5 protein-coding genes and 1 pseudogene are annotated in these 25301 nt (G+C 64.9%); 1 reads left to right on the plus strand and 5 read right to left on the minus strand.

Annotation, left to right across the window (positions count from 1 at the left end; translation table 11 throughout):
* Positions 1–83: 83 nt before the first annotated feature.
* A pseudogene (locus ABG82_RS29340) lies at positions 84–884 on the minus strand (condensation domain-containing protein); the annotation flags it as partial.
* On the minus strand, positions 836–19975 hold the full coding sequence (locus tag ABG82_RS29345; RefSeq protein ID WP_409370871.1) for an amino acid adenylation domain-containing protein: 19140 nt from the start codon (positions 19973–19975) through the stop codon (positions 836–838). The pseudogene ABG82_RS29340 and the gene ABG82_RS29345, both read right to left, overlap by 49 nt.
* 1119 nt (positions 19976–21094) lie before the next feature.
* Between ABG82_RS29345 and ABG82_RS20465 the strand changes: the two genes are divergently transcribed.
* Positions 21095–21856 carry a GAP family protein gene (locus ABG82_RS20465; protein ID WP_043077723.1) on the plus strand — a complete coding sequence of 254 codons (762 nt, stop codon included), beginning with the start codon at positions 21095–21097 and terminating at the stop codon, positions 21854–21856.
* A 4-nt stretch (positions 21857–21860) separates the two neighbouring features.
* Here the strand turns inward: ABG82_RS20465 and ABG82_RS20470 are convergent, their stop codons facing one another.
* The 3 genes from ABG82_RS20470 to ABG82_RS20480 are packed head-to-tail and all read right to left on the minus strand — an operon-like array spanning position 21861 to position 25260.
* Positions 21861–23006 (minus strand): Rieske 2Fe-2S domain-containing protein, encoded by a 1146-nt coding sequence (locus ABG82_RS20470; RefSeq protein WP_043077766.1) that lies wholly within the window; start codon positions 23004–23006, stop codon positions 21861–21863.
* A 38-nt stretch (positions 23007–23044) separates the two neighbouring features.
* Positions 23045–24706 carry an AMP-binding protein gene (locus ABG82_RS20475; RefSeq protein WP_043077724.1) on the minus strand — a complete coding sequence of 554 codons (1662 nt, stop codon included), beginning with the start codon at positions 24704–24706 and terminating at the stop codon, positions 23045–23047.
* On the minus strand, positions 24703–25260 hold the full coding sequence (locus ABG82_RS20480) for a nuclear transport factor 2 family protein (RefSeq protein WP_043077725.1): 558 nt from the start codon (positions 25258–25260) through the stop codon (positions 24703–24705). The genes ABG82_RS20475 and ABG82_RS20480 overlap by 4 nt, the downstream gene beginning before the upstream one ends.
* Between the last annotated feature and the right edge of the window lie 41 nt (positions 25261–25301).

The raw sequence follows: 25301 nt of genomic DNA on the forward strand, positions 1-25301 counted from the left end.
GGATCAGCGCCACCCGGAAGGGGGGGCCGATTGCCCAGATCGCAGACAGCGGCGCGCTCGGCCGCGCAGAAGCGATCAATGGGCTCGTCGGTGTCGCCGTCAACTTCGACGTATCGCCACGGGACGACGGGTTCGGCGGGAATGATCTGCACCGGCTCTTCGAACTGGCCGCAGAACCGCGCCAGCAGATGCGGATGCCTGGTGATCATGGTCTGCACCGCATCACGCAAACGATCGACGTCAAGCGGGCCGGTGAGCGCGAAATCCAATTGCCCCGCATACAGATCCGCGCTGCCCGCCACCGTGCTGGCGTGAAAGAGCAGGCCTTGCTGCACCGGAGTCAACGCGAGTATGTCGGCAATCTGCCGGTGGTCCCCCAGCTCGTCGATCTGGTGTTGGCTCAGGCGCGCGGGCACGATGTCCGAGGGCGTCAATCCGCCGCCCCCGGAGCGCACGTGGGCGCAGATCCCTGCCAGCGCCTCGAACCATAGGCGACTCAACCGGCATATCTGGCCGTGGTCGAGAACCGAGGTCGCCCAGGTCCAGTTCGCGTACAGTACCGGGCCCCCATCGGTTTCGACGGTCACCGCGTTCAGCTCGACCGTATGCGGCAGGGGCATCGGTATCTCACTCGCCGCACCGGCACCTGTCCAGTCCTGCGGTCCCGGCCGCCACAATGCCTCGGAGAGTGCGGCCGCACGACCCTGACGCCCCAGGTAGTTGAATCCGATCGTCGGGTCGGCGCCCCGCAGATTCGCGTCCGGATTCAGGTATCGCAGTAGTCCGAAGGTGAGCGGGTCCGGAAGAGCGCGAAGCTGCTCCTTGGCATTCTTGATCACCGCGCCCAGCGCAGGATGTCCCGAAACCACCTGTGGCCACTCCACACCGGGAACCGACAGCGATATCGGGTATTTGGCGGTAAACCAGCCGACGGTACGGGACAAGTCGACGGATTGATCGAGCTCTTCGGAACGACCATGACCTTCGACGTCGATACCGACGGCTTGGCCGCTTCCCACGAACTCCGCTGTGGCCAAGGCGAAAGCGATGAGCAAGATCTCGTGCACGCCGGCATGGTGAGTTCGGTGTCCAAGTCCTCCGCGTGATGTCCGGCGGTGGCAAAGGTATCGGTGCCGGACGGCACGGGAGGCACCGCAGCGGGGGTTGCCAACACCGCCTTCCAGGTATCGGCACACTCAACGACATCGGCATGGGTCGCCCGTTCAGACAGCACCCTTGCCCATTGAGCGAAAGACGTTCCGGCGACGGGCAACACCACGGGTTGACCGGAACGATGCAGCATCCAGGCGATATTCAAGTCTTCCAACAAGATTCGCCAGGACACCGCGTCGACGGCCAGGTGGTGGATGATGACCACGAGTTGCCCGGTGGCACCCACCCAGATCGCGCTGAGCATCACGCCCGTCTGCGGGTTCAATCGCGAACGGGCCCGCACCACCGCATCGTCGGTCAGCTCATCGACTGACTGCAGGTAGTCGTGAGCATTCACCGTGCCGTTGTCAGGCACCGTCAACGCCCAACCGTCCGAATCCGGGTCAACCCGCAGACGCAACATGGCGTGGCGGTCGAGCAAGGCTTGCAACACTATCGCCACATCGGACGCGTCGGCACCCTCCGGGGCTTGCACCAGCATCGTCTGGTTGAACTCATCGATCGGCCCCTCGGAGGCCTGTAGCCAGCGCATGATCGGGGTGGCCAGGATGGGCCCGAGGCCCTGGTCCGCCATGCCGGTCGACCCGTCGGAAACCTCGACTACCCGGGCCAGCCGGGCGACTGTCTGTTCGACGAAGATATCCCGCGGTCGGCAGGTCAAGCCCGCGGCCCGCGCCCGCGTCACCACCTGCATTGACGAAATACTGTCTCCGCCAAGCTCGAAGAAAGATTCGTCGACGCCGACACGATCAAGCCCCAGCACCTGCGCGTAAATGCCGGCCAAGACCTCTTCGATCGCGCTGTCGGGCGCCCGATACCGGTCGAGGCTCTGGTAGGTCGGCGCGGGCAGCGCCCGGACATCCAGCTTGCCGTTCGGGGTCAACGGTAGCGCGTCGAGCATCACCACCGCCGAGGGAATCATGTAGGGCGGAAGGTGCTCGGTCAGCGCCGAGCGCGCGGCAGCGGGGTCGGCCGTTCCGGTGATGTAGCCGACCAGGCGCTTACCCCCGGCACTGTCCTCGCGGGCGACCACCACCGCCTGGTCTACCCCGTCGAGTGCGGCCAGGGCGGCACCGACGTCGCCCAATTCGATACGGTAGCCGCGGATCTTGACCTGTTCATCGGCACGGCCCAGGTAGTCCAGCTGGCCATCGGTACGCCAGCGCACCAGGTCACCGGTGCGATACATGCGAGTACCCGTTTCATCGAACGGGCACGCCACGAAACGTGCTGCCGACAGCCCGCTGCGGCCGAGATAACCAGCTGCCACACCTGATCCCGCGACATACAGCTCACCGATCACCCCGACCGGGACCCGGCGCAGCGATTCGTCGAGCACGAACAACGCAGCCCCCGGTACCGGCGACCCGATCGGCGGCGCTCCCGAACCTGCGGTCAAGGGCGCACTGATCGCCACACACATCGTGGTCTCGGTAGGTCCGTAGGCATTCACCATCACCCGGCCCGGTGCCCACCGATCCACCACCTCGGTAGGGCACGCCTCGCCGGCAACCACCAACGCCATCGAGTCCAGCCCCGCGGGCGACAGTGCCCCGGCCGCCGAAGGCGTCTGACTGAGCACACTGACCTGTTCGGCGACCAGCAACGCATGCAATTCCTCGGGTGAGCGTGTCAGATCCTCAGGAACCACGACAAGTCGCCCGCCGTGCAACAGCGCGCCGAAAATCTCCCAGACGGAGACATCGAACGACAGCGAATGCCACTGTGACCACACCCGGCCCGGAGGCAGCCCGGAGTCCCCGGCAGCGAGCAGCTGAGTCACGTTGTTATGGGTGACCGCAACGCCCTTCGGAACACCGGTGGTCCCCGAGGTGTAGATCAGATAGGCGATGTCGTCCGGAGCAGGCATCGGCAGGGCAGTGCCGTGTTGAGTCCGCGCCCGGAGATCTTCGACGTCGAGCACGTGCACGCCGTGGCTCGTCATATGGCCGGCCAGTTCGGTGTTGCTGATCGCTACGACCGGGTCCGCATCGGCCAGGACGAAGCCGACCCGCGCGGCCGGTAGCGCCGGATCGAGCGGTAGATAGGCGGCCCCCGATTTGAGCACCGCAAGAATCGCCACGATGGCCTCCGCCGAGCGCGGCAGCATCAACGCCACGCACCGGCCCGGACCCGCCCCCTGTCCAACAAGGAGGTGCGCCAACCGATTCGACGCGTCATCGAGCTCCCGATAGGTCATCGACCTGTCTTGGAAGGTCAGCGCCACGGCCCCAGGTGTGCTCGCGGCCCGAGAAGTGAACACCTCGGGAATGGACGCGTGCGGTTGCGCCACACCGGTCAGCACGTCCCGATTCCCGATGACATCCAGATGAGCGTGTTCGGCATCGTCGAGTAGGTCCACCGCGGACAGTCGGCGGCCAGGGCCGTCGGTCATTGCCATCAACACTCGCCGCAGCCGTCCGAGCATCGCCTCGATCGACGCCGCATCAAAAACGTCGGTGCGGAACTCGACGGTGCCACGGATTCCGGCGGGATCACCGGACTCACTCCAGCGTTCGCCCAGCGAGAACACCAAATCCATACGAGCGGTGTGGGTATCGACCGGAATCGCCGAGACCCGGGCATCACCGAGAGCCAGGCCCGCGGCGGGGTCCGATTGCCCGGCGAAGTTCTGCCACGCCAACGTCACCTGAACCAGTGGATGATGGGCCAGCGACCGCGTGGGATTGATCCGCTCAACCAGCACCTCGAACGGCACATCCTGATGTTCGAAGGCCGCCAGGCTCTGTCGCCGCGCCTGCGCCAACAATTCGGTGAATGTCGGGTCTCCGGCGACATCCAGCCGAAGCACCAGGGTGTTGACGAAGAATCCCACGAGGTCATCGAGTACCGGATCGCGCCGGCCTGCGATCGGGAAACCCACCGCGACATCGGAATTAGCACCGATCTTGGAGAACAGGACGGCCAGTGCGGCCTGCACCACCATGAAGCTTGTCGCGTTGTGCTCGCGCGCCAGCCGGGCGATCCGCTGCTGCACCTCCGCCGGCCAGTCCACCGATACGGTGGCGCCCCGTTGATCGGCGACGGTCGGATATGGCCGATCCGTGGGCAGCTGCAACCGCTCCGGCATGCCGGATAAGGCATCGCGCCAGTAATTGAGCTGCGCGCCGATGGGGCTCGTCACGTCGTCGATGTCGCCGAACTGGGCGCGCTGCCACAGGGTGTAATCGATGTATTGCACCGGGAGCGGCGACCAGTCCGGAGCCCCACCCGTGCACCGTGCCGCGTAGGCCGTCCCCAGATCGCGCACCAACGGTGCGACCGACATGCCGTCCGCGGCGATGTGATGAACCGAGGCAGCCAGCAGGTGCTGGTCCCGTGCGACGCGGAAAATCCTTGCCCGCATCGGAATCTCGTTCGCTAGATCGAAGGTGTGCTGCGCCACGACCCGCACGGCTTCGCCGACCCGGCCGGCTCCCCATCCGACGGCATCGACAATGCCCCAACCGAAGTCGGCCAGCTCGGCGGGCACCACGACCTGGCGTGGGGTTCCGTCGGGTGCGCTGAAGAATGTGCGCAGACTCTCGTGTCGCGACACCACATCGGCGAGCGCCAAGCCCAGGGCCGCGGCATCGAGCGGCCCATCCACGCGCAATGCCACCGCCATGTTGTAGACCGGCGAGGGGCCCTGCAGCTGATCCAGGAACCACAAACGGTTCTGCGCGAACGACAGCGGTACGACCGCCGGCCGCTCCCCCGCCACCAAGGGTTGCTGCCCCGCCGCACCTTCGCCGATGCGGGGCGCCAGCTGGGCAACCGTCGGAGCCTCGAAAACTGTACGGACGGCCAGGCCGATGCCTAAATTCGCGTTGATCGCCGCGACAAGACGCATCGCCGAAATACTGTCACCGCCGAGGTCGAAGAATGAGTCGTCAACACCGACAGGCTCTACGCCGAGCACATCCGCATAGAGCCCGGCCAGGATTTCCTCGGTCAGATTCTCCGGGGCGCGATACTCGCCGGTGGCGTACTGCGGCGCCGGGAGCGCACGAATGTCGAGCTTGCCATTCGATGTCAGCGGCAGGGCGTCCAACACCACAATCGCGGTGGGCACCATGTAGGACGGGAGCAACTCGGCCAGTGCGGCACGTGTCGTCACCGGATCGGCCGATCCGGTGACGTATCCGACCAAGCGTTTGTCACCGGTCTGCTCTGTGCGAGCGATCACCACCGCGTTCTCGACACCGGCCAGACCGCCCAGCACGGACTGGATCTCGCCCAGCTCGATGCGATATCCACGGATCTTCACCTGCTCATCGGCGCGGCCCAGATAGTCCAGCTGGCCGTCGGCACGCCAGCGCACCAGGTCGCCCGTCCGGTACATCCGCTCTCCGGGTCCTCCGAACGGGCACGCCACGAAACGCGATGCCGTCAATCCGGTGCGACCGACATACCCTTCGGCGACACCGTGACCGGCCACATACAGCTCGCCGACAACCCCCGCCGCTACCGGCCGCAGGGAATCATCGAGGACCAACAGGGCGGCCCCGGCCACCGGGAACCCGATCGGCGGTGTACCCATCCCCACCATCAAGGGCGCACTGATCGCCACACACATCGTGGTCTCGGTAGGTCCGTAGGCATTCACCATCACCCGTCCGGGAGCCCAGCGTTCCACCACTTCGGCCGGGCAGGCCTCACCGGCCATCACCAACGACACCGATTCCAGCCCATCGCGGGGCAAGACCGAAACCGCGGAGGGGGTCTGCGTCAGGACGCTTACCTCATGCGATACCAACAGGGCGTGAAAATCCTTGGGCGAACGCGCTACTGGATCCGGCACGACGACCACGCGACCACCGCGAAGTAACGCGCCGAAAATCTCCCACACCGAAACATCGAACGCCAGCGAATGACTGTGTGACCACACCCCGGCAGCGGGCAATCCCGCGTCCAGGGTGCCCAACAGCTGGGTCACGTTACGGTGCGTCACCGCAACTCCCTTGGGTACACCGGTGGTGCCCGAGGTGTAGATCAGATAAGCCACACCGGCCGCCTCCGGCGCCGGCGGCGTGGTGCCGGGCTGGGCACCGATCCGGGGGTCCTCGACGTCGAGGATCGTCATGTGATGGCTACGCAGTGGGTGCGCCAGTTCCGTGCTGCTCACCGCGACCGTCGACCCCGAATCGGCGAGGATGAACGCTATCCGTTCGGCGGGCAACGCGGGATCCATCGGTAGGTATGCCGCCCCGGACTTGAGCACCGCCATAATCGCCACGATGGCCTCTGCCGAACGCGGCAGCATCACCACCACCCGATCACCCGGTCGGACGCCGGCACCGATCAGATGGTGCGCCAACCGATTCGACGCTCGGTCCAGATCGTGGTAGGTCATGGACCTGCCCTGCCATACCAGCGCTGCCGTCGCCGGGATGCGCTCCACGTGCGCGGCGAACAACTGTGGAATCGAGGGCTGCCCGGATGCCATCCGCGTCAACACCGAGCGATTACCCAGTTCATCCCAACGGACACGTTCGCCTTCATCGAGCAGATCCACCGAGGACAGTCGGCGATCCGGGTCCGCGGTGAGATTTGTCAGCACGCGCCGCAACCGGTCCGCCAGCGCCTCGATAGTGCGGGCATCGAACACATCGGTGCGAAACTCGACGTGCCCACCGATTCCCGCCGGATCGCCGGTCGAACTCCAGCGCTCCGCCAAAGAGAACACCAGATCCATTCGTGCCGAATGGTTTTCCAGCGGAACGGACGAGACCTCAAGCCCACGCAGCGCCAGACCCGCCGCAGGATCGTCATTGCCGGCGAAGTTCTGCCAGGCCAGCATCGCCTGTACCAACGGATGGTGGGTCAGGCTCCGTGCGGGGTTCAGCCTTTCCACCAACACTTCGAACGGGATGTCCTGATGCTCGAATGCTCCCAGGCTGCTCACGTGGACCCGACCCAACAGCTCGCCAAAGGTAGGATCCCCACTCAGATCGACCCGCAACACCAACGTGTTGACGAAGAATCCGACAAGCTCATCCAGAGCGGGATCTCTGCGTCCGGCAATCGGAAAACCAATCGCCACATCGTTACTGGCGCCGATCTTGGATAACAGCGCGGCCAGCGCGGCCTGCACCACCATGAAGCTGGTGGCATTGTGTTCGCGCGCCACTTTCCGTACCTGCTGCTGCAGCTCGGATGGCCAGTTCACCGGTACCGTCGCACCGCGCTGATCGGCCATTGGCGGGTACGGCCGGTCGGTGGGCAGCTGCAGCCGCTCCGGCATCCCGGCAAGAGCGTCCTGCCAGTAGGCGAGCTGAGCGCCGATACGGCTGCCAGCATCTTCCAGCTCGCCGAGCTGGGCACGCTGCCACAGTGTGTAATCGATGTACTGCACCGGCAATTGAGACCATCCCGGCTGCTGCCCCTGCGTGCGGCTGGCATAGGCCAATCGCAGATCCGAACCCAGCGGACCCAGCGACAGACCGTCGGCGGCAATGTGATGCACCACGATCACCAGCACATGTTCGCCCTGCCCGACGCGGAACAGCTTGGCGCGCATCGGTATCTCGGTCGCAAGGTCGAACGTGTAGCGAGTCGCCTCCTTGATGGCCGCGTCCAGCTGCGGCTCCGGCCATCGTGCGGCATCCACCGTCACCCAGCCGACGTCGGCCAACTCGGCGGCAATGACGACCTGTTGGGGTATCCCGTCGCGCACGGGGAACACCGTGCGCAGACTCTCGTGACGGGACACCACATCGGAGACCGCCGCACGCAATGCCTCCGCGTCCAGGGATCCCCGCAGCCGCAGCGCGGCAGCCATGTTGTACTGAGGCGACGGACCCTGCAGCTGGTCGACGAACCATAACCGGTTCTGCGCGAACGACAATGGCACTATGGGCGGGCGCCGCACTGCCAGCAGTGGTTCCAGCCCGCCACTGGCTTCACCGAGGCGGGGCGCGAGTTGCGCGACCGTGGGCGACTCGAACACCGCACGCACACCGATATCGGTACGCAGCGCGGTATTGATCGCCGTGACCAGTCGCATCGTGGTCAGCGAATCGCCACCCAAATCAAAGAACGAGTCGTCGGCACCCACCCGCTCCACTCCGAGCACTTCGGCGTATATGCCTGCCAAGATCTCCTCGGTGGGATTGACGGGGGCACGATAGTGATCGACGTCCTGGTAGCCGGGGGCCGGCAGGGCCCGAGTGTCGAGCTTTCCGTTGACGGTCACCGGCAGCGCCTGCAACACGACAACCGCGGCAGGCACCATGTAGGCCGGAAGCCTGTCGGCGAGCGCGGCACGCGCCTTGATGCCGTCTACCGAGCCGGTGACGTAACCCACCAGACGCTTATCGCCGGGCTGGTCTTCGCGCGCGATCACCACCGCCTGTTCTACCCCGCCCAGATCGGCCAGTGCACACTGGATTTCACCGAGTTCTATGCGGTACCCGCGAACCTTCACCTGCTCATCGGCGCGCCCCAGATAGCGCAGCTGGCCGTCCGAGCCCCAGCACACCAGATCGCCGGTGCGGTACATGCGCGCACCCGACTTGCCGAACGGGCAGGCGACAAAGCGCGAGGCGGTCAGCGCGGACCGGCGCCAGTACCCGGCACCTACCCCCTCACCCGCGAGATACAGCTCACCGACCACACCGGCCGGAACCGGCGTGAGCCAGTCATCGAGGACGAAGAATGCGGCCCGCGCTACCGGCGACCCGATCGGCGGAAATCCTGATCCCGCCTGCAGCGGGGCGCTCTTGCACGCCCACATCGTGGTTTCCGTTGGGCCGTAGACGTTCACCATCACTCGTCCGGGAGCCCACCGATCCACCAGCTCCGGCGGGCAAGGCTCCGCCCCGATGACCAACGCCACGGAATCCAGTCCTGCGGGAGTGAGCATGCCCACCGCCGACGGCGTCTGGGTCAGCACAGTGACGCCCTCGCTGAGCAACAACGCGTGAAACTCTTCCGGAGAGCGCGATACCGAATCGGGTACTACCACCAGCCGCCCACCGTGCAGCAGCGCACCCCAGATCTCCCACACCGAGAAATCGAAGGCGTAGGAGTGGAATTGGGTCCACACTTGCCCGGCGCTGAGCGCCACCCCGATATCCAGCCCGTCGAACAGCTGGGCAACGTTATGCTGCGTCACCGCAACACCTTTGGGCGATCCGGTAGTACCAGAGGTATAAATGATGTGGGCGAGGTCATCCGGTGCGGGTTCTATCGGTGCGCTGCTCGGCATCGTCTCTACGACGGCCGTTTTCACATCGATGACGAAAAGCCCGAACCCGTCCAGCTTTCCGGCGAGTACCGCGGTGGTGACGGCCGCCATCGGCGCCGCGTCGGTGAGCATGAACTCGATCCGGCTGGCCGGCAGCGCTGGGTCGATGGGCAGGTACGCCGCGCCGGACTTGAGTACCGCCAGAATTGCCACGATGGCCTCCGCCGAGCGGGAGAACAACAGCGCGACAAACTTGCCCGGACCCGCACCGTTCGCTATCAGCAGGTGTGCCAACCTGTTCGCCGATTCTTCCAGCTCGCGGTAGGTCAGCGTCTGACCTGCCGAGGTGACCGCCACCGCATCGGGGGTGCGGGCGGCCTGGGCCGCGAAAAGCCCGGCGACGGTCAGCGGCATGACGGTGCGGTCCAGTGCCTGCTCGTTGCCCCAGGTGGCCAGCCGGGTGCGCTCGGGGCCGTCGAGTAGTTCCACGCTGGACAGCCGACGTCGCGGGTCGGCGGTAACGGCCGTCAATACTCTTCGGAGCCGGTCGATCAACGCCTCGATGGTCTCGGCGTCGAATACGTCCGTGCGGAACTCTGCCACCACGCTGATCCCGGCGCGTTGACCGGTTTCCGTCCAACGCTCGGCCAGCGAGAAGGCCAAATCCATACGGGCCGTGTCGGTGTGCACAGGCATCGGGGTGACCCGCAGGTCGCCCAGCGTCATCGCGGCCGCCGGGTTGTTGCCGTGCCCGGGGAAGTTCTCCCAGCCCAGCAGCACCTGCACCACCGGATGATGGCTCAGACTCCTGACGGGGTTGAGACGCTCCACCAGGAACTCGAAGGGCACGTCCTGGTGATCGAAAGCGGCCAGACTGCGCCGCCGTACCTGAGCGAGCAACTCGACAAAGGTCGGATCACCGGCGAGGTCAACCCGGAGCACCAGGGTATTGACGAAGAACCCGACCAGATCGTCGAGCCCCGGGTCGGGCCGGCCGGCGATGGGGAATCCAACAGCCACATCCGAACTCGCCGTGATCTTGGACAGCAGTGCGGCGAAAGCCGCCTGGATGACCATGAAGCTGGTGGCGTTGTACTCATGCGCCACCCGGCGAATCTGCTGCTGGAGCTCGGCCGGCCAATCTGCCACCGCGCGGGCTCCCCGATGATCGGCCACCTGTGGGTAAGGCCGGTCGGTCGGCGGCTGCAGCCGCTCAGGCAGGCCCGCGAGGGTGTCCTGCCAGAAGTCCAGCTGTGCGCGAATGCGGCTGTGTGGATCCTCAAGTTCGCCCAGATGCGCGCGTTGCCAGATCGTGTAATCCACATACTGCACTGCCAGCGGTGCCCACTCCGGTGCCCGGCCGGCGTGCCGGCTCGCGTACGCCACCCCAAGATCCATGGCGAACGGGGTGATCGACGATCCATCGGCGGCGATGTGATGAACCACCGCGACCAGCACGTGTTCGTCTTCAGTAATGGTGAACAGCTCTGTATGTAAAGGACTTTCATTGGTCAGGTCAAAGGTGTAGCGGGCTGCCGCATCGATGCCCGCCCGCAGCCTGTCCTGCGACCAGCCGCGCGCGTCGACGACCGCGCAAGCAAAGCCCGACTGCTCGACGGAGATCACCACCTGTTGTGGTGTTCCGTTCTGTGCCGCGAAAACCGTACGCAGACTCTCGTGGCGATCCACCACATCGACGAGTGCCGCACGCAACGCGTCGGCATCGAGGCGCCCGTGCAGACGTAGCGCCACCGCGATGTTGTACACCGGTGAGGGCCCCTGGAGCTGATCGATGAACCACAGCCGGTTCTGGGCAAACGACAGCGGAATCACGGCGGGCCGCTCCGCCGCCACCAGCGGCTCCCGGCCACCGGCATCCGCGCCCAGCAGTCCCGACAACTCGGCAACCGTGGGCGCGTCGAACACCGACCTGACCCCGAGATCGGCACCCAGACTTGCGTTCACCGCCGAGATCAGCCGCATCGCTGAGAGCGAATCGCCACCGAGATCGAAGAAGGAATCGTCGACACCCACCCGCTCCAGGCCGAGCACCTGCCCGTAGATCCCGGCCAGTATCTCCTCGACCACACCCGCCGGGGCCCGGTAACGATCGGCATCGTGGTAGTCGGGGGCGGGCAGGGCCCGACGATCGAGCTTGCCCGAGGCGGTGAGTGGGAATTCCTCCAGCGCCACAATGTGAGTCGGCACCATGTACTCGGGCAACCAGGCACTCAGCCGCTCGCGTACCTCGCCGATCTTGGTGTTGGTTCGGGGATCGTTGGCGTGGCTGATGCGCTGCCGTGCCTGGTCCGGCGGCAGATACAGATCAGTGAGAGCCGGGCTCTGTGCGCCGCGGTCCGCGAGGAATACCGCGCTGAGCGTGCCGGGTCGACCACCATAGGTCACCGCGACGTGATATCCGACCTCCGCGCCGAGACGATGTAGTTCCTCGGGAACCACGGCCATGGGCTCCGCGGCGTTTCCCCACTGTGCCTCGGCGACGGGCAGTCCCGCGGCCAGCGCGGCCTCCAACCTGACGTCATCGATCTGTCCGGCGCGCGGGATATCGATGACGCGAACGGCCGCGGGGCGTCCGGATATCAGCGTGTCCCGCAATTCCTGCAGGCCCACCCAGGTGCCGGTGGGCTCAGCGGCCACCGAACGTGTGGATGCGGGCTCCTTGTGGATGGCGACGTCGTACCGATACCGGTTCAGTTCGTTGTCAGCCCAACCGCGTTTGATACGGATGTCGAGCCCACACGCCGAGGGCCGGGATTGCGCCCATGTGGTGAAAAATTCTGGCGCCAAAAGCAATTCAGTCTCACCGAGCATGGCATGACGGACCCGTTGACGGATCTCGGCGGCCGTTGTCGTGGCGCTGCGGCCCACCGCGATGCCGGTCTGGAACGCCCCTTGCAGCGCATGGTTGCGAATGTCGCCAACGAACACCACTCCATCGGGGGCGAGTAGCTCCATGGCGCCGTCGAGGACCTCCGACAGGTACCCCGCGTTCGGAAAATACTGGACCACCGAGTTGAGCACGATGGTGTCGAAGTGCGCCCGGGGCAGCCCCTCGGTGACATGAGCCGGGCGGGTCATTAGGCGCACCCGGTCACACCAGGGAAGCCTCAACCGCCGCAGCGCATGTGCCAGGCTGTCGATGGCCACTGGCGAAAAATCGGTGGCGACGTACTCCTCGCACTGTGGCGCGATCTCGGCCAGAAGCAGGCCGGACCCCGCGCCGATCTCCAAGACCCGGCGCGGACTCAGTGACATGATGCGATCGACAGTGGCCCCGCGCCATTCGATCATCTCGTCGAGCGGAATCGCCTCGCCGGTGTAGCTGCTGTTCCAGCCTCGGAAGTCCATACCGAAGCCGGATTCGATATCGGCTCCGTACAACTCGTCGTAGAGCTGCTGCCACTCCTGGACGTCTCCGGCGTCATCGCCGACCGCGGCCGAGGAGTCGAGTGTCACATACGCGACCAGATGGGATCCGGTTGCGTTCTCCCGCACCGCGACCGCCGCCTGGGTAACCTGCGGGCAGGCCAGCAGGGTGTTCTCGATCTCCCCCAATTCGATGCGCTGGCCGCGCAGTTTGATCTGGCCGTCGGCGCGGCCCCGGTAATCCAGCGTGCCCTCGATGGTCCACCGCACCAGGTCGCCGGTGCGGTACATCCGATCCCCTTCGGGCGCGTACGAACTTCCGAAGGGATTCGCCACGAACCGTTCCGCGGTCAGGTCGGTCCGGCTCAGATACCCGTGAGCTAATGCCGGCCCGCTCAGATACAACTCACCCACCACACCGACCGGGACGGGATTGAGCCAGGCATCGAGCACCAGCGCACGCACCCCGGCGATCGGGTCCCCAATGCGTATCGGACGCCCCTCCCGGAGCCGGGCGCAGGTGACCCAGATGGTGGTCTCGCTGGGGCCATACCCGTTGAACATCTGCCGGCCCGGCGCCCAGGCATCCACCAACTCCGGAAGGCAGGCCTCACCGACCGCGATAAGTGTCTGCAGCTCATCGAGTCTGGCCCGATCCAGTGTCGAGAGCACCGTGGGCGTCAAGATCGCCGCGGTGACCTTCCGGCTGTGCATCAGCGAGGTCAACGCCTCACCGGCGTAGACCTGCGGCGGCGCCACTACCAAGGCTGCTCCCGCGCCGACCGCCAACAACATCTCGCCGACCGAGGCGTCGAAGGTCGGCGAGGCCACCATCAAGACCCGCGCGCCGGTGCCCAAGCCAAACAGCTCACATTGGGCGGCAGCCCAACCCAACAACCCCGCGTGACTCAGTGCCACCCCCTTGGGAGCGCCCGTGGAACCCGAGGTAAAGATCACGTACGCGGTGTCCGTGACGCCTAATGCCGACAGCCGATCGGTGTCGCTGATCGGCCCAGCAGAGTATCCGGACAACTCTGGCCCATCGACCCGAACCAGCGGGAGACCTGCGCAGGCAGCCACATCGTCGGCGCCACAGGCCAATACGCATACCGCACCCGCCGCACCCAGCACGGCGGCGACGCGCTCCACGGGATGATCCAGATCCACCGGCACGTAGACACCGCCGGCCTTGACCACCGCCCACCACGCGATCACCAGCTCGGCACGGCGATCCACCGCCACGCCCACCGCGCGTTCCGGCCCCACGCCGGCATCAACCAGTCTGCGCGCCAACCGGTTCGATGCCTCATCAAGCTCCCGGTACGACAACTCACGGGCGCCGTGCACCACCGCCGGCCTGTCCGGATGTGCCGCCACCGCAGCAGCCAGGAGCTGCGGAGCCACTCCTATCGGTGCGGTCGCACCCGCACCGGACAAGCCCGACAGCACCAGTTCACGCTCGGAGTCGTCCAGCAGTGCTACCGAAGAAAGTTGGCGGGTGGGATCGGCGGTCATAGCGGCCAGCACTCGCCGCAACCGCCTGGTGATCGCCGCGACACTCTCGGCGTCGAACACTTCGGCGTCGTACTCGACATGTAGACCGAGCTCGCTGCCGGGCAGCACCTCTACCGTCAGCGGATAGTGGTTGTATTCCCTGTTGGCGAACTCCGCGATGGTCAAGCCGTCGGCACCCAACATCATGCCGCTGTCGATGGGGTAGTTCTCGTAGACGAAGAGCGTGTCGAACAGCTGCTCGTGACCCGTCACGCGGTGAACCTCGCCCAGCGCCAGATGTTGATGCTCGAGGGTTTCGTTGTGGGCGTCTTGGAGCTGCGCCAGCAGGTCGACAGTGGTTGTGGTGGGTCCGATTTCGGCGCGTACTGGCACCGTATTGATCAGCAGGCCAACCATTGATTCGGCGTCCGCCACCTCCAATTGGCCCACGCGTGACCTCGGCGTACCGAAGACGACGTCGTGCCGCCCGGTCAGCGACGTCAGCACCATTGCCCATGCGCCCTGCAGCACCGTGCTCAGGGTTGTTCGGCAGGCGCGTGCCAATTCGCTCAAGGCGCGGGTGGTCTGCTCATCCACTCGGACCGACGCGAATTCCCTGCGTCCCTGGGCCAGACGATCCTTGGGCCCAACCAGGGTGGGGGTTTCCAGACCGGACAGCACCGTGCTCCAGGCCGCGCGGGCCGCATCCAGGTCCCGGTCGGCAAGCCACGTCAGAAACGCACGGTAGGAACCAGGTGCGGCGAGGCGCTGCCCGTAGTAGCTGGCAAATATCTCCCGCAGCACGATCGGTAGTGACCAGCCATCGAGCAGGATGTGATGGCTGGTGAGCACGAATCGATGCCGGTTCGCACCGGTGCGGATCAATGCGGCACGAAACGCGGATCGATTCGTGAGGTCGCACACCGCGGTGCGCTCGGTTCCACACAACTGGTCGATCAGGTCGCCGCTTTCGCCGTCGTCCTCACCGAGATCCACATACCGCCACTGAGCGGCCGGATCGGCGGGGATGACCTGTACCGGCTCCTCGAACTGATCGTTGAACAGGGCCGCCAGATGCGGATGCCGGCCAACCACTGTGCGTATCGCGTCGTGTAGCCGGTCCGGGTCCAAGGGGCCGGTAAGGGTGAAATCCAGCTGCACCGCGTACATATCGTTCCCGGCCTGTGCGGTGCTGGCATGAAAGAACAGCCCTTGCTGCAAGGGCGTCAACGGCAGGATGTCGGCGATCTCGTGCTGCCGTTGCAGTTCATCGATCTGCGGCTGACTCAGACGTGCCGGTGTGATATCCGATGGCGTCAAACCGCCCCCACCCGACCGCACATGCGTGCAGATCCCGGACAGCGCCTCGAACCAGAGCTCCGCCAGCCTGCTGATCTCATCGTCCTGGAGAACCGACGTTGCCCAAGTCCATTCGGCATGAAGCCGCATGCCATCGCCGGTGTCTACCGCACCCGCGTTCAATGTGACGGTATGGGTCAACGGCATCGGTACCGCTTCGGCGGCGCCGATCACCGACAACCCGTCCTGGCCGAGCCGCCAGCCATCACCGAACGATCCGGCCGCTGCCCCCAGCCGCCCCAGATAGTTGAACGCGATCGACGGGTCAGGACTCTCCAGATCTACATCGTCGTTGAGATAGCGCAGCAGTCCGTAGCCCAAACCGTAAGGAAGGGAACGAAGATGTTCCTTGGCCTCTTTGATCGCAGATCCGAGCGCGGCCTCCCCGGCGCGCACCTGCAACCAACGTAGGCCCGAAACAGGCAGCGATACCGGGTATTTATTGGTAAACCATCCCACGGTGTGCGACAGATCGAGATCGGCGGCCAGTTCTTCATGGCGGCCGTGGCCCTCGACGTCGATACCGATGGCGGACCCCGTGCCTTCCAAGAACTCGCCCCACGCCAGCCCAAAGGCGATCAGCAGAATATCTTGTACGCCAGCGTGAAAAGCTGCCGGGACCTCGCCGAGCAGAATGCCCGTGGTCTCGGTATCCAGCTGCACCGACAGGCGCCCGGCGGTGGCGTAGGTATCGGTGACCGCACGCGCCGCGGGAAGCGCCGGGGGCGTCGCCGCCAGCGCCTCCCAGGCCGCGAGTTGAGCAAGGACTTCCTGCCGGTGCGCATGCTCGGTCAGCACAGCCGCCCAGCGCGCGAATGAGGTGCCGGTGGCGGGCAGCGCCGCCGGGAGCCCCAGACACACCTGCGACCACGAAACGTTCAAGTCCTCCAACAGGATCAGCCACGACACGGCGTCGACGGCAAGATGATGGACGATCATCACCAATTCGCCGCGGGTTTCGATCCACAGTGCGCTGAGCATTGCCCCACGTTCAGGATTCAGCCGCGACCGCGCTTGCCGCAGCGTCTCATCGGTCAACGCGGTCACCGCATGGAGGCACTGGCGGGCACTCACCGAGCCAACGTCCGGCACCTGCAGCGACCAGTCATCGGCAACGCACAGCCGCAGCATCGCGTGGCGATCCAGCAAGGCCTGCAGGACATTTACCACATCGTCCTCAACCGCACCGGCAGGTGCTTGCAGCACTACCGTCTGGTTGAACTCGTCGATCGGACCATCGGCCGCCTGTAGCCAGCGCATGATGGGTGTGGGCAGAACGGGCCCCACGCCCAGGTCGACCACCGCAGCTGCACCGCCGATCGTATTGGTAACCCTGGCCAGCCGGGCAACCGTCTGTTCCACGAAGACATCTCTCGGGCGGCAGGACAGTCCGGCCGCGCGTGCCCGGGCCACCACCTGAAGCGACAAGATGCTGTCGCCCCCCAGCTCAAAGAAGGACTCGTCGACACCCACACGTTCAAGGCCGAGCACCTCGGCGTAGATACTCGCAAGGACTTCCTCTACCGAATCCCCCGGCGCGCGATACTCGCCGGCACTGAATTCCGGTGTGGGAAGCGCGCGGACATCAAGCTTGCCGTTGACGGTCATCGGGATCGTTTCCACGACCATCACCGCGGCCGGCACCATGTAATCGGGCAGCACCTTGGCCAGCGCGCTCCTCGCCTCGCCCGGATCCGCCGAACCGGTGATGTAGCCGAACAGCCGCTTGTAGCCGGGGCGGTCCTCACGGGCGATCACCACCCCTGCCTTCACCCCGTCCAGTGCGGCCAAGGCCGACTGCACTTCACCGAGCTCGATCCGGTACCCGCGGATCTTCACCTGCGCGTCGGCGCGGCCCAGATAGTCCAGCTGACCGTCGTCACGCCAGCGCACCAAATCCCCGGTGCGGTACATCCGATCGCCGGGCTCCCCGAAGGGGCAGGCCACGAAGCGAGACGCGGTCATGGCCGACCGGCCCACATATCCGGCGCCCACCCCGGCGCCCGCCACATACAGCTCGCCGACCACGCCGGCGGACACCGGCCGCAGCCACTCGTCGAGAACGAACAGTGCCGCACGGGGCACCGGAGAACCGATAGGTACGCCGTGCGAGCCCACCGACTCCGCGGTCAGCGGCGCACTGATGGACGCACAGATCATCGTCTCGCTGGGACCATAGGCGTTGACCATCAGGCGTCCCGGCGCCCACCGGCGCACCACCTCGGCAGGGCACGCCTCGGCCCCGATCACCAATGCCGTCGCGTCCAGTCCGTGCGATGGCAGCATCTGCACCGCCGACGGTGTCTGACTCAGTACCGTGACCCCCTCGGCCACGAGCAGGGCGTGCAGCTCCTCCGGGGAGTGGGTGATCTCCTCGGGCACCACCACCAGGCGGCCGCCACGCAACAACGCACCCCACATCTCCCACACCGAGAAATCGAACGAGTACGAGTGCGCCTGCGACCACACGCCCGCGGGCGGCAGCGTCGGGTCCAGCGAGGTGAACAACTGAGTCACGTTGTAATGCTGTATCGCAACACCTTTGGGTACGCCTGTGGTGCCCGAGGTATAGATCAGATAGGCAAGATCGGCTGGATGCGGCGCCGGCGGCGCATCGGCGAGGTGAGCGCCGATAGCGGGATCGCCCGGGTCGATCAACAACACATCGAATTCGCCGAATCGGTCCGCCAGGGCGGCGGTGGTGATCACCGCGGCGGGTGCGGCGTCCGCGACCATGAATGCGATCCGCTCCACGGGCAATGCCGGATCGATCGGCAGATACGCCGCACCGGCCTTGAGTATTGCCAGGATCGCCACGATCGCGTCCGCCGATCGCGGCAACATCAGCGCCACACACCCGCCGGGGCCTGCACCCGCACTCATCAGATACCGGGCCAATCGATTGGCGCGCTCGTCCAACTCTCGATAGGTCGACGACCTGCCCTGAAAAGTCAGCGCCACCGCATTCGGAATATGTGCCACCTGCGCGGCAAACAATTCGGGAATCGAGACGGGCGCGGCGACCGCATCGGTCAACACGGCCCGGTTTCCCTGCCTATCAAGGGCCGCCTGCTCGTGCTCCCCCAACAGATCCAGCGAGGACAGCGGCCTTCCCGGGTTGAACGCCATCGCCGACAGCAGCCGCTCCAACCGCGCCACCAGGTCACCGGCCGTGAAACTCGCGAAGGGCTGCCCGGCACCCACGGTGCTCAGGTACTGCTCGTCGCCAAACCCCAGAAAGAACAGACCGAAGTGCCCCACCGGACCGAAGGTCGTATACGTGGCGATGCCGGGCACACCGCCGAAGTCCAGGGTGAGCCTGGCCGGCACGAAATTGACCACCACTCGGTTGGGCGCCTGTCGCGGGCCGCGGAAGTCATCCCCGGCCGCAACGGTACTTACCGGAAACCGCTGGTGTCGCAACGCCTCTCGTGACTTGCTATCCACCTGACGGCAGAAATCGGCGACCGTGGCCTGCGCCCGCGCATGCAACACCAGCGGCACCACTCCCGCAAGCATCCCGGGCCGCACTTTGGTCTGCGGATCCGTCCTTCGGCTCACCGGGAAGTCGAGCACCACCTCATCGGAGCCGTCCGCGCTCCAGCCGTGCACCAGTAGCGCGCAGGCCGCGGTCAGTACGGATGATCTCCGCACTTGCAGCGCCTTGGATAGCTCCTTGATTCGGCCGATGACCGATGAGTCCAGTTGAACCGGCGCGGACGGCGCATAGGGGTCCCGCCCGTCGGTAATCTCGGGCGGCTGCAGACCTGATTCCTCACCGGAGGGCAGGTTGCCCAGCCAATAGTCCCGATCGTCCAGATAGTCGGTGGACGCCGCATATTCCGACTCGCCCTCGACAAGGTCACGCAACGAACCGAAGAACGCCGCAGACGGTGCCATGCCGGCCGCCAGCGATGAGTAGACGGAGGCAATTCTGCGTCCCACCAAAGCAATACCGAGGCCGTCCAGGGCTATGTGGTGGGGGCACGCGAACCAGTAGTACTCATCGTCCCGCGTCCGAAAAAGCGCGAATGTGACGAGCGGCCCCGCCAGCGGCATCGGTGTCCGCTGGATCGACGCGGCTAGGTCACGGGCTGTCCGCGCCGGATCGCATGAACTTCTCAGGTCATGGAAGTCCATATCGACGTCCGGGTCATCCACCACCGTCTGGAACACCTGGCCGCCCACCTCAACGATGGATGCCCTCAGCGATTCCGTTTCACCGACAACATGGCGGATCGCCCGCTGCAGCACGTCACGTTCGATGGCGCCCTCGATCCGCACGAACACACCCAGCTGCCAGGCCGTATCGAACCGCCCCGTCTGTTGCGCCAGCCAGATCTCATATTGCTCTCGTGTCAGCGGAAGCATCCGATTGTCGAGTTCCACTGAGCCCTCCCAGCTTTACCGTCATTCGTGCTCAGGCGGTCCGCACATCGCCGGTCCGGCGTACGCCGCCCTGCACCTGTCATCCCCGAACGGATCGAGCTCCCGCTAATCGCCCTTCATATCGAGACAGTTAGTTTCGATAGCGCTACACGCGACCCGAATACAGTTGCAGCACTGCATAATCAATCGCCCCTGCGAGCCGATGTGTCAACCGGCCCGCACGCGCGACGCGCTTGGTCTGGATCTTGAAGTCGTCTTCTGAAGTTCTAACAGCTATCAGCTGTACCCCGCCAGAAATTTGCGAAACTTTCAGGCGAGCTACAGGTAATTCCTAGCGTCAAATCAGCCGGTCGCCACCATTTCACCCCCCTGCAAACGACGTGTTAACGGGTTTTCAACCGCAGGTTGATGTAGCGGTCTGTACCCAGAATTCCGTTCTCGCATAATGGATTCCCGAATAATACGTGTGTCTGATCGGCCAGCAAAAGTACAACTCTCAACGACCTCAACCATTGACACCCTTCCAGGAGCCACGCCACCCGCCATCCAGCCGATTCGGGGCGCACTAGCAGTTTGCTACATCCGGCCGCCCCAATGTTGCCCCGCGCGCCGCGCGAACTTTGTCGCATCTGGACCGTCAGCCGCCATAAACCATCGCCACACCAAGGAAAGGCAGCCGAATACATACCCAGCAAGCTCGCCTCGCCCCACTGCCAGTAGGTTCGCCCGTAGGACGAATCTGGGAAAGTCTGTGCGCCACTTGAGTGTCGGACATGGACGCGGCCATCCCGGCGCGCATGTTGCTTGCCCGGCACGAGCGCACTCGATGGCTACCACCAACAACAAACCACCCCATATCCGTAGCTGAATGATCGGAGCACGAGCGGGGGCCCATTCACGTCACGCGACAACACACGGCGGGGCAAGCTACATCGCTACGACACATTCCCGACAACTGTCTAATGACACGTCAGTCGCCTCGAAACTGTTGTCCAGAAGTCAGATTCGCACCGGCCGAAATTGGCTCGACAGTTATGCTGAACGCCATGACCCGCGACCGTCGGCGCCTGGATTCCCGAGAGCACAGGCGCTAATTCCGCTATGTGGGGATCAGTACTGGGATTGGCCATGTTGGCCGCGCTCAACCCGGTGCGCCTGGGCCTTGCGCTTCTCATGATCTCGCGACCACGACCGGGACCGAACCTGTTCGCCTACTGGCTCGGTTGTCTCACGGTGTGCATTCCCGAGTTGCTCATCCCGGTGACGCTGCTGCATTTCACGCCACTGTTCGGATCGTTCTCGGACGGCTCGGCAACATCGGCCAAGAGCACCGCCCTGGGCCACATACAGATCGCTGTGGGTGTGCTCGGGTTGACGATCGCCGGGGTGATCCTGGTGCGATCACTGACGCGGCAGCGTACCGACACGGCAGAGATGAACACAGCGTTCACAATTCCCCGGCTGCTGCGCCGCGACCAGGAGGGCGGCTCTGCCGCACCGGGGCACCAACCCCGCCGGCTGCTGCACCGAATCCACGACGCGTGGGACAACGGCGCCTTGTGGGTGGCCTGGGTGGTCGGCCTCATATCGGTGCCGGTGGACGGCATCCTCATCATCCTGGCCATCATCGTGGCCTCACGGGCGGGTATCGGCGCCCAGATCAGCGCCTCACTCGCCTTCATCGTGGTGATGTACGCCGTTGTCGAGCTAATCCTCGTCGGCTACGTGGCCGCTCCCACCCGAACCGAAGCGGCCCTGCGGCGACTGCATGACTGGGTGCGGACCTACCGTTGGCAGATCATGGTGACATTGTTGGCGGTGGTCGGCGTTTCTCAGCTCGCCGAGGGCGTCGGCGGCAGCTGAGATATCAGTGCGAGTGCGCGGTGGCGGCGCGCTCCGCCAGGTTCTCCTCCACCTCATGCACCCACACACCATGGGCGTGCGTGGTGTCCACCTCGATCTCGAACCGTTCCGTCATATCGGGGGTTATATCGGCCAGATCCACGTAGAACTGCTCGTACCACCGGCGATGTTGGTACACCGCGCCGTCCTCTTGGGTGAGCAAGGGATTGTCGATCCGCGTCTTGTTCTTCCAGATCTCGACGTCCTCCAGAAATCCGTCGCCGAACGATCTGGCCATCGCCGCGGCGAGCTTGCGCGCGTTCTCGGGTGGTAGATCGGGCATCTCCTGGATGGCGACACCCCATTGCAGGACGAAGGAATCGTGCGTCACCGGATAGTGGCAATTGATGAGTGCCACTTCGACGGTGAACCCAGGGCCGAGATCGTTGTGAATCCAGTCGATCATGTACGCGGGGCCAAAATAGGTTGCCTCCGAGCGCACACCGGTTCCTTCCCAAAGCTTTTCAGGGTTGGGCACGTAGTCGGGCCGCGGCTTGGACTCCATGAACTGACTGGCGGTCTGCCCCTCGATGACATTCTTGAAATACGTGGGATAGGCGTGGTGAATATAGAAAAAGTGCGCCATGTCGACGTTATTGTCCACGATCTCCCGGCAGTGCGATCCCTCGATCAGAATCGAATTCCATTGCCAAGCAGACCATTTGCCATCTTCATAGCCATCAATCGTGGGCGGGGCCAGTTCGGGTGGCGGCACGGAGCCCTCCGGGTCATGCCACACCAGGAGTTGACCGTTTACCTCCAGCGTGGGCCAGCTGCGGGTACGCGCGAGCTTCGGAGTGCGCTTGGCGTACGGCACCAGCGTGCATTTACCGTCACCGCCCCAGCGCCAATCGTGGAACGGACACGCCACACTGTCGGCCTTGATGGTGCCCTGCGAAAGATCGCCGCCCATATGGCGGCAATATCCGTCCAGCACCTTGACCTCTCCCTGCGAATCGGCGAACACCACCAGCTTGGTGCCGAATGCCTCGATACCGTGCGGCTGACCGTCATGGAACGTCTCTGCCAAACCCAGGCAGTGCCATCCCCGGGCAAATCTATTCATCGGTGCGCCACTGTCGATTTCACGAATCGCATCGCCAGATCGCATGGGGCTGTCCTTTCGCTGACCGGTTTCCATACTGCGCGCTACAGCAGCCGCTGTCGTCCATATGCGGTGAATTGAGCATCGAGTGCGGTTTTGTCATCCGGGCTCATTCGCCGGAAGATCGGGATGCCCCTGCCCTCCCCCCGGAAAACGAGTTCATCGGTATGCCAGCGCTGCTCCTGCAGCTCGCGCTTGAGCACCTTGTTGGAGCCGGTAACCGGCAGGTTGGCCGATACCCGCAAGAAGCGCGGAATACCTTTGCTGCCCAAATCTTCCTGAGACGAGAGATATTCGGTGAACTCACCCACATCGAACGATTCCGGTTCGGCCACCTCGACGGCGGCCATCACCTGATCCCCCGAACGCGCGTCGGGCACGGCGTACACCGCCGCCGCGATCACGAGGGGATGGCGCCGCAGCACCCGCTCGATGGTCAGTGCGGACATGTTCTCGCCATCGACCCGTATCCAGTCGCCACGACGGCCCGCGAAGTAGATGAAGCCCGCGGCATCCAGATAACCGAGATCGCCCGTCCAGTACCACCCGTTGCGGATTCGGTCGGCATCGGCGCCGTCATTTTTGTAGTAGCCCTCGAAACCGCGCCGCCCCTTCTTGTCGACGATCTCGCCGACCGCCGCATCGGCGTTGAGTACCCGCCCATGCTCATCGAAAACGGCTGCTGCACAGTCTTGTAACGTATCGGGGTCGACGATCGCCACCCCGTCGTGAGCGGGGCGCCCCAGCGCGCCCGGAGGCGCCCCCGCATCCAGCGCCACCGCTCCCCCGCCCTCACTGGAGCCATAGCCCTCGAAAAGATCCGCACCGAACCGTCTGCGGAACTCGGCCTGATCCTCGGGTGAGGCCTCCGTACCGAATCCGCGTACCAGCTGATTGTCGGCATCATCGGCCTGCTCGGGTGTGGCCAACAGGTAGCCCAGCGCCTTACCGACATACGTGAAGAACGTGGCGGCGAAGAACCGGATATCGGCCAAGAAACGTGACGCCGAGAAGGTGGGCGTCAAACAGACGGTGGCACCGTTGGCCAGCGCCGGAGCCCACAATGCCATCAACGCGTTGCCATGGAACAGCGGCATACAGCAGTAGTCGACATCGGCGCGCACATGCCCGAACTTTTCGGTGGCCAAATACGCGATCTGCGCCAGCCGTCCCTGGCTGCACTTCACCGCCTTGGAGGCTCCGGTGGTGCCGGAGGTGAACAGCAGCAGAAGCAACGAATCCGCACCCACATCACCGGAAGATGCTGCTGCGGTGCGATTCTGGTCAAGCTGCCGCCGGTATTCGGGGCTGTCGATGACCAGGAAACGATCGGCCGTCAGTCCCAAGTCGAGGCCCTGCAGCCGCCCCAGGTGCGCACCGTCGGTGACGATCAGCTGGCAATCGGTGTGACGGATCTCCTCGGCCATCTCCGCCTGCCCACGTGTCGGGTTGATGCCCACGATCGTGGCCCCGCTCAATGCGGCGCCGCCCAGCCAGAAGACGAAGTCGGGCACGTTCTCCAACAGCACACCGATGTGAAACGGCCCATCGATCCTCAGTTTCCGCGCCAGCGCACCCCGTGCGGCAGACTCGGCGACCACCTCGTCCCATGTCCAATCCTGGTCGCGAGTACGCAGCCCGGGATGGCTGTCGCCGACGCGGTCCAAGAGCATGGCCGCGATATCGGCCCGGGGCGCAGTGGTCATAGCGCCGATGATGCACCCAGCAGGTCCCGGTACTCCTGAGGCAGCTCCTCGGGTGTCAGCTTGGTGATGCTCACCGGACCCGAGTGGTACGAGTCCTCGCCCTCGATGAGACCGTCGGCATCGACGGGCCAGAGCACCAGCTGGCGGAACACCAAGAGGTAGTCGGCGCTGGGGTCCTCGATCGGGAATCCCATGCCCTGGGCCACCGCGCCCGGATAGATCTGCTTGAGAAATCCCTCGGTGACAACGCAATTGTCATCGACGAGAAGGCGATCCATCTCGAACTCCATGACGCTCATCCGCCCCCGCACCAGACCGGCGTAGTAGGTGCGGACCCCATCGCGGCCCTTGGGACCGAAATCCTGGCCGTCCATCCAGAAGTGATAGTTCGGATTCGCGCTCAACGTGTCGATCAACCCGTCGAGATCGGCATCGCGCTCCAGTTTCATGTGGTGCAGCACGGCACCGAGGACCATCCGGTGCCGCTCATTTGTCGTTGCGGCAAGCCGCTTTTCGACCAGTTCCCAGGTTCGTTCGGTGTCGATGACTGCCATGGATCCATGGTGTCGGCCAGCACCGGCGATGTCATCCGACA

The sequence above is a fragment of the Mycobacteroides immunogenum genome (assembly GCF_001605725.1).
Classification (GTDB): Bacteria; Actinomycetota; Actinomycetes; order Mycobacteriales; family Mycobacteriaceae; genus Mycobacterium; species Mycobacterium immunogenum.

Coding starts and splice junctions, on each gene's coding strand:
- ABG82_RS29345 (WP_409370871.1), bottom strand. CDS start 19,975: ATGCTTCCGCTGACACGAGAGCAATATGAGATCTGGCTGGCGCAACAG.
- ABG82_RS20465 (WP_043077723.1), top strand. CDS start 21,095: ATGTGGGGATCAGTACTGGGATTGGCCATGTTGGCCGCGCTCAACCCG.
- ABG82_RS20470 (WP_043077766.1), bottom strand. CDS start 23,006: ATGCGATCTGGCGATGCGATTCGTGAAATCGACAGTGGCGCACCGATG.
- ABG82_RS20475 (WP_043077724.1), bottom strand. CDS start 24,706: ATGACCACTGCGCCCCGGGCCGATATCGCGGCCATGCTCTTGGACCGC.
- ABG82_RS20480 (WP_043077725.1), bottom strand. CDS start 25,260: ATGGCAGTCATCGACACCGAACGAACCTGGGAACTGGTCGAAAAGCGG.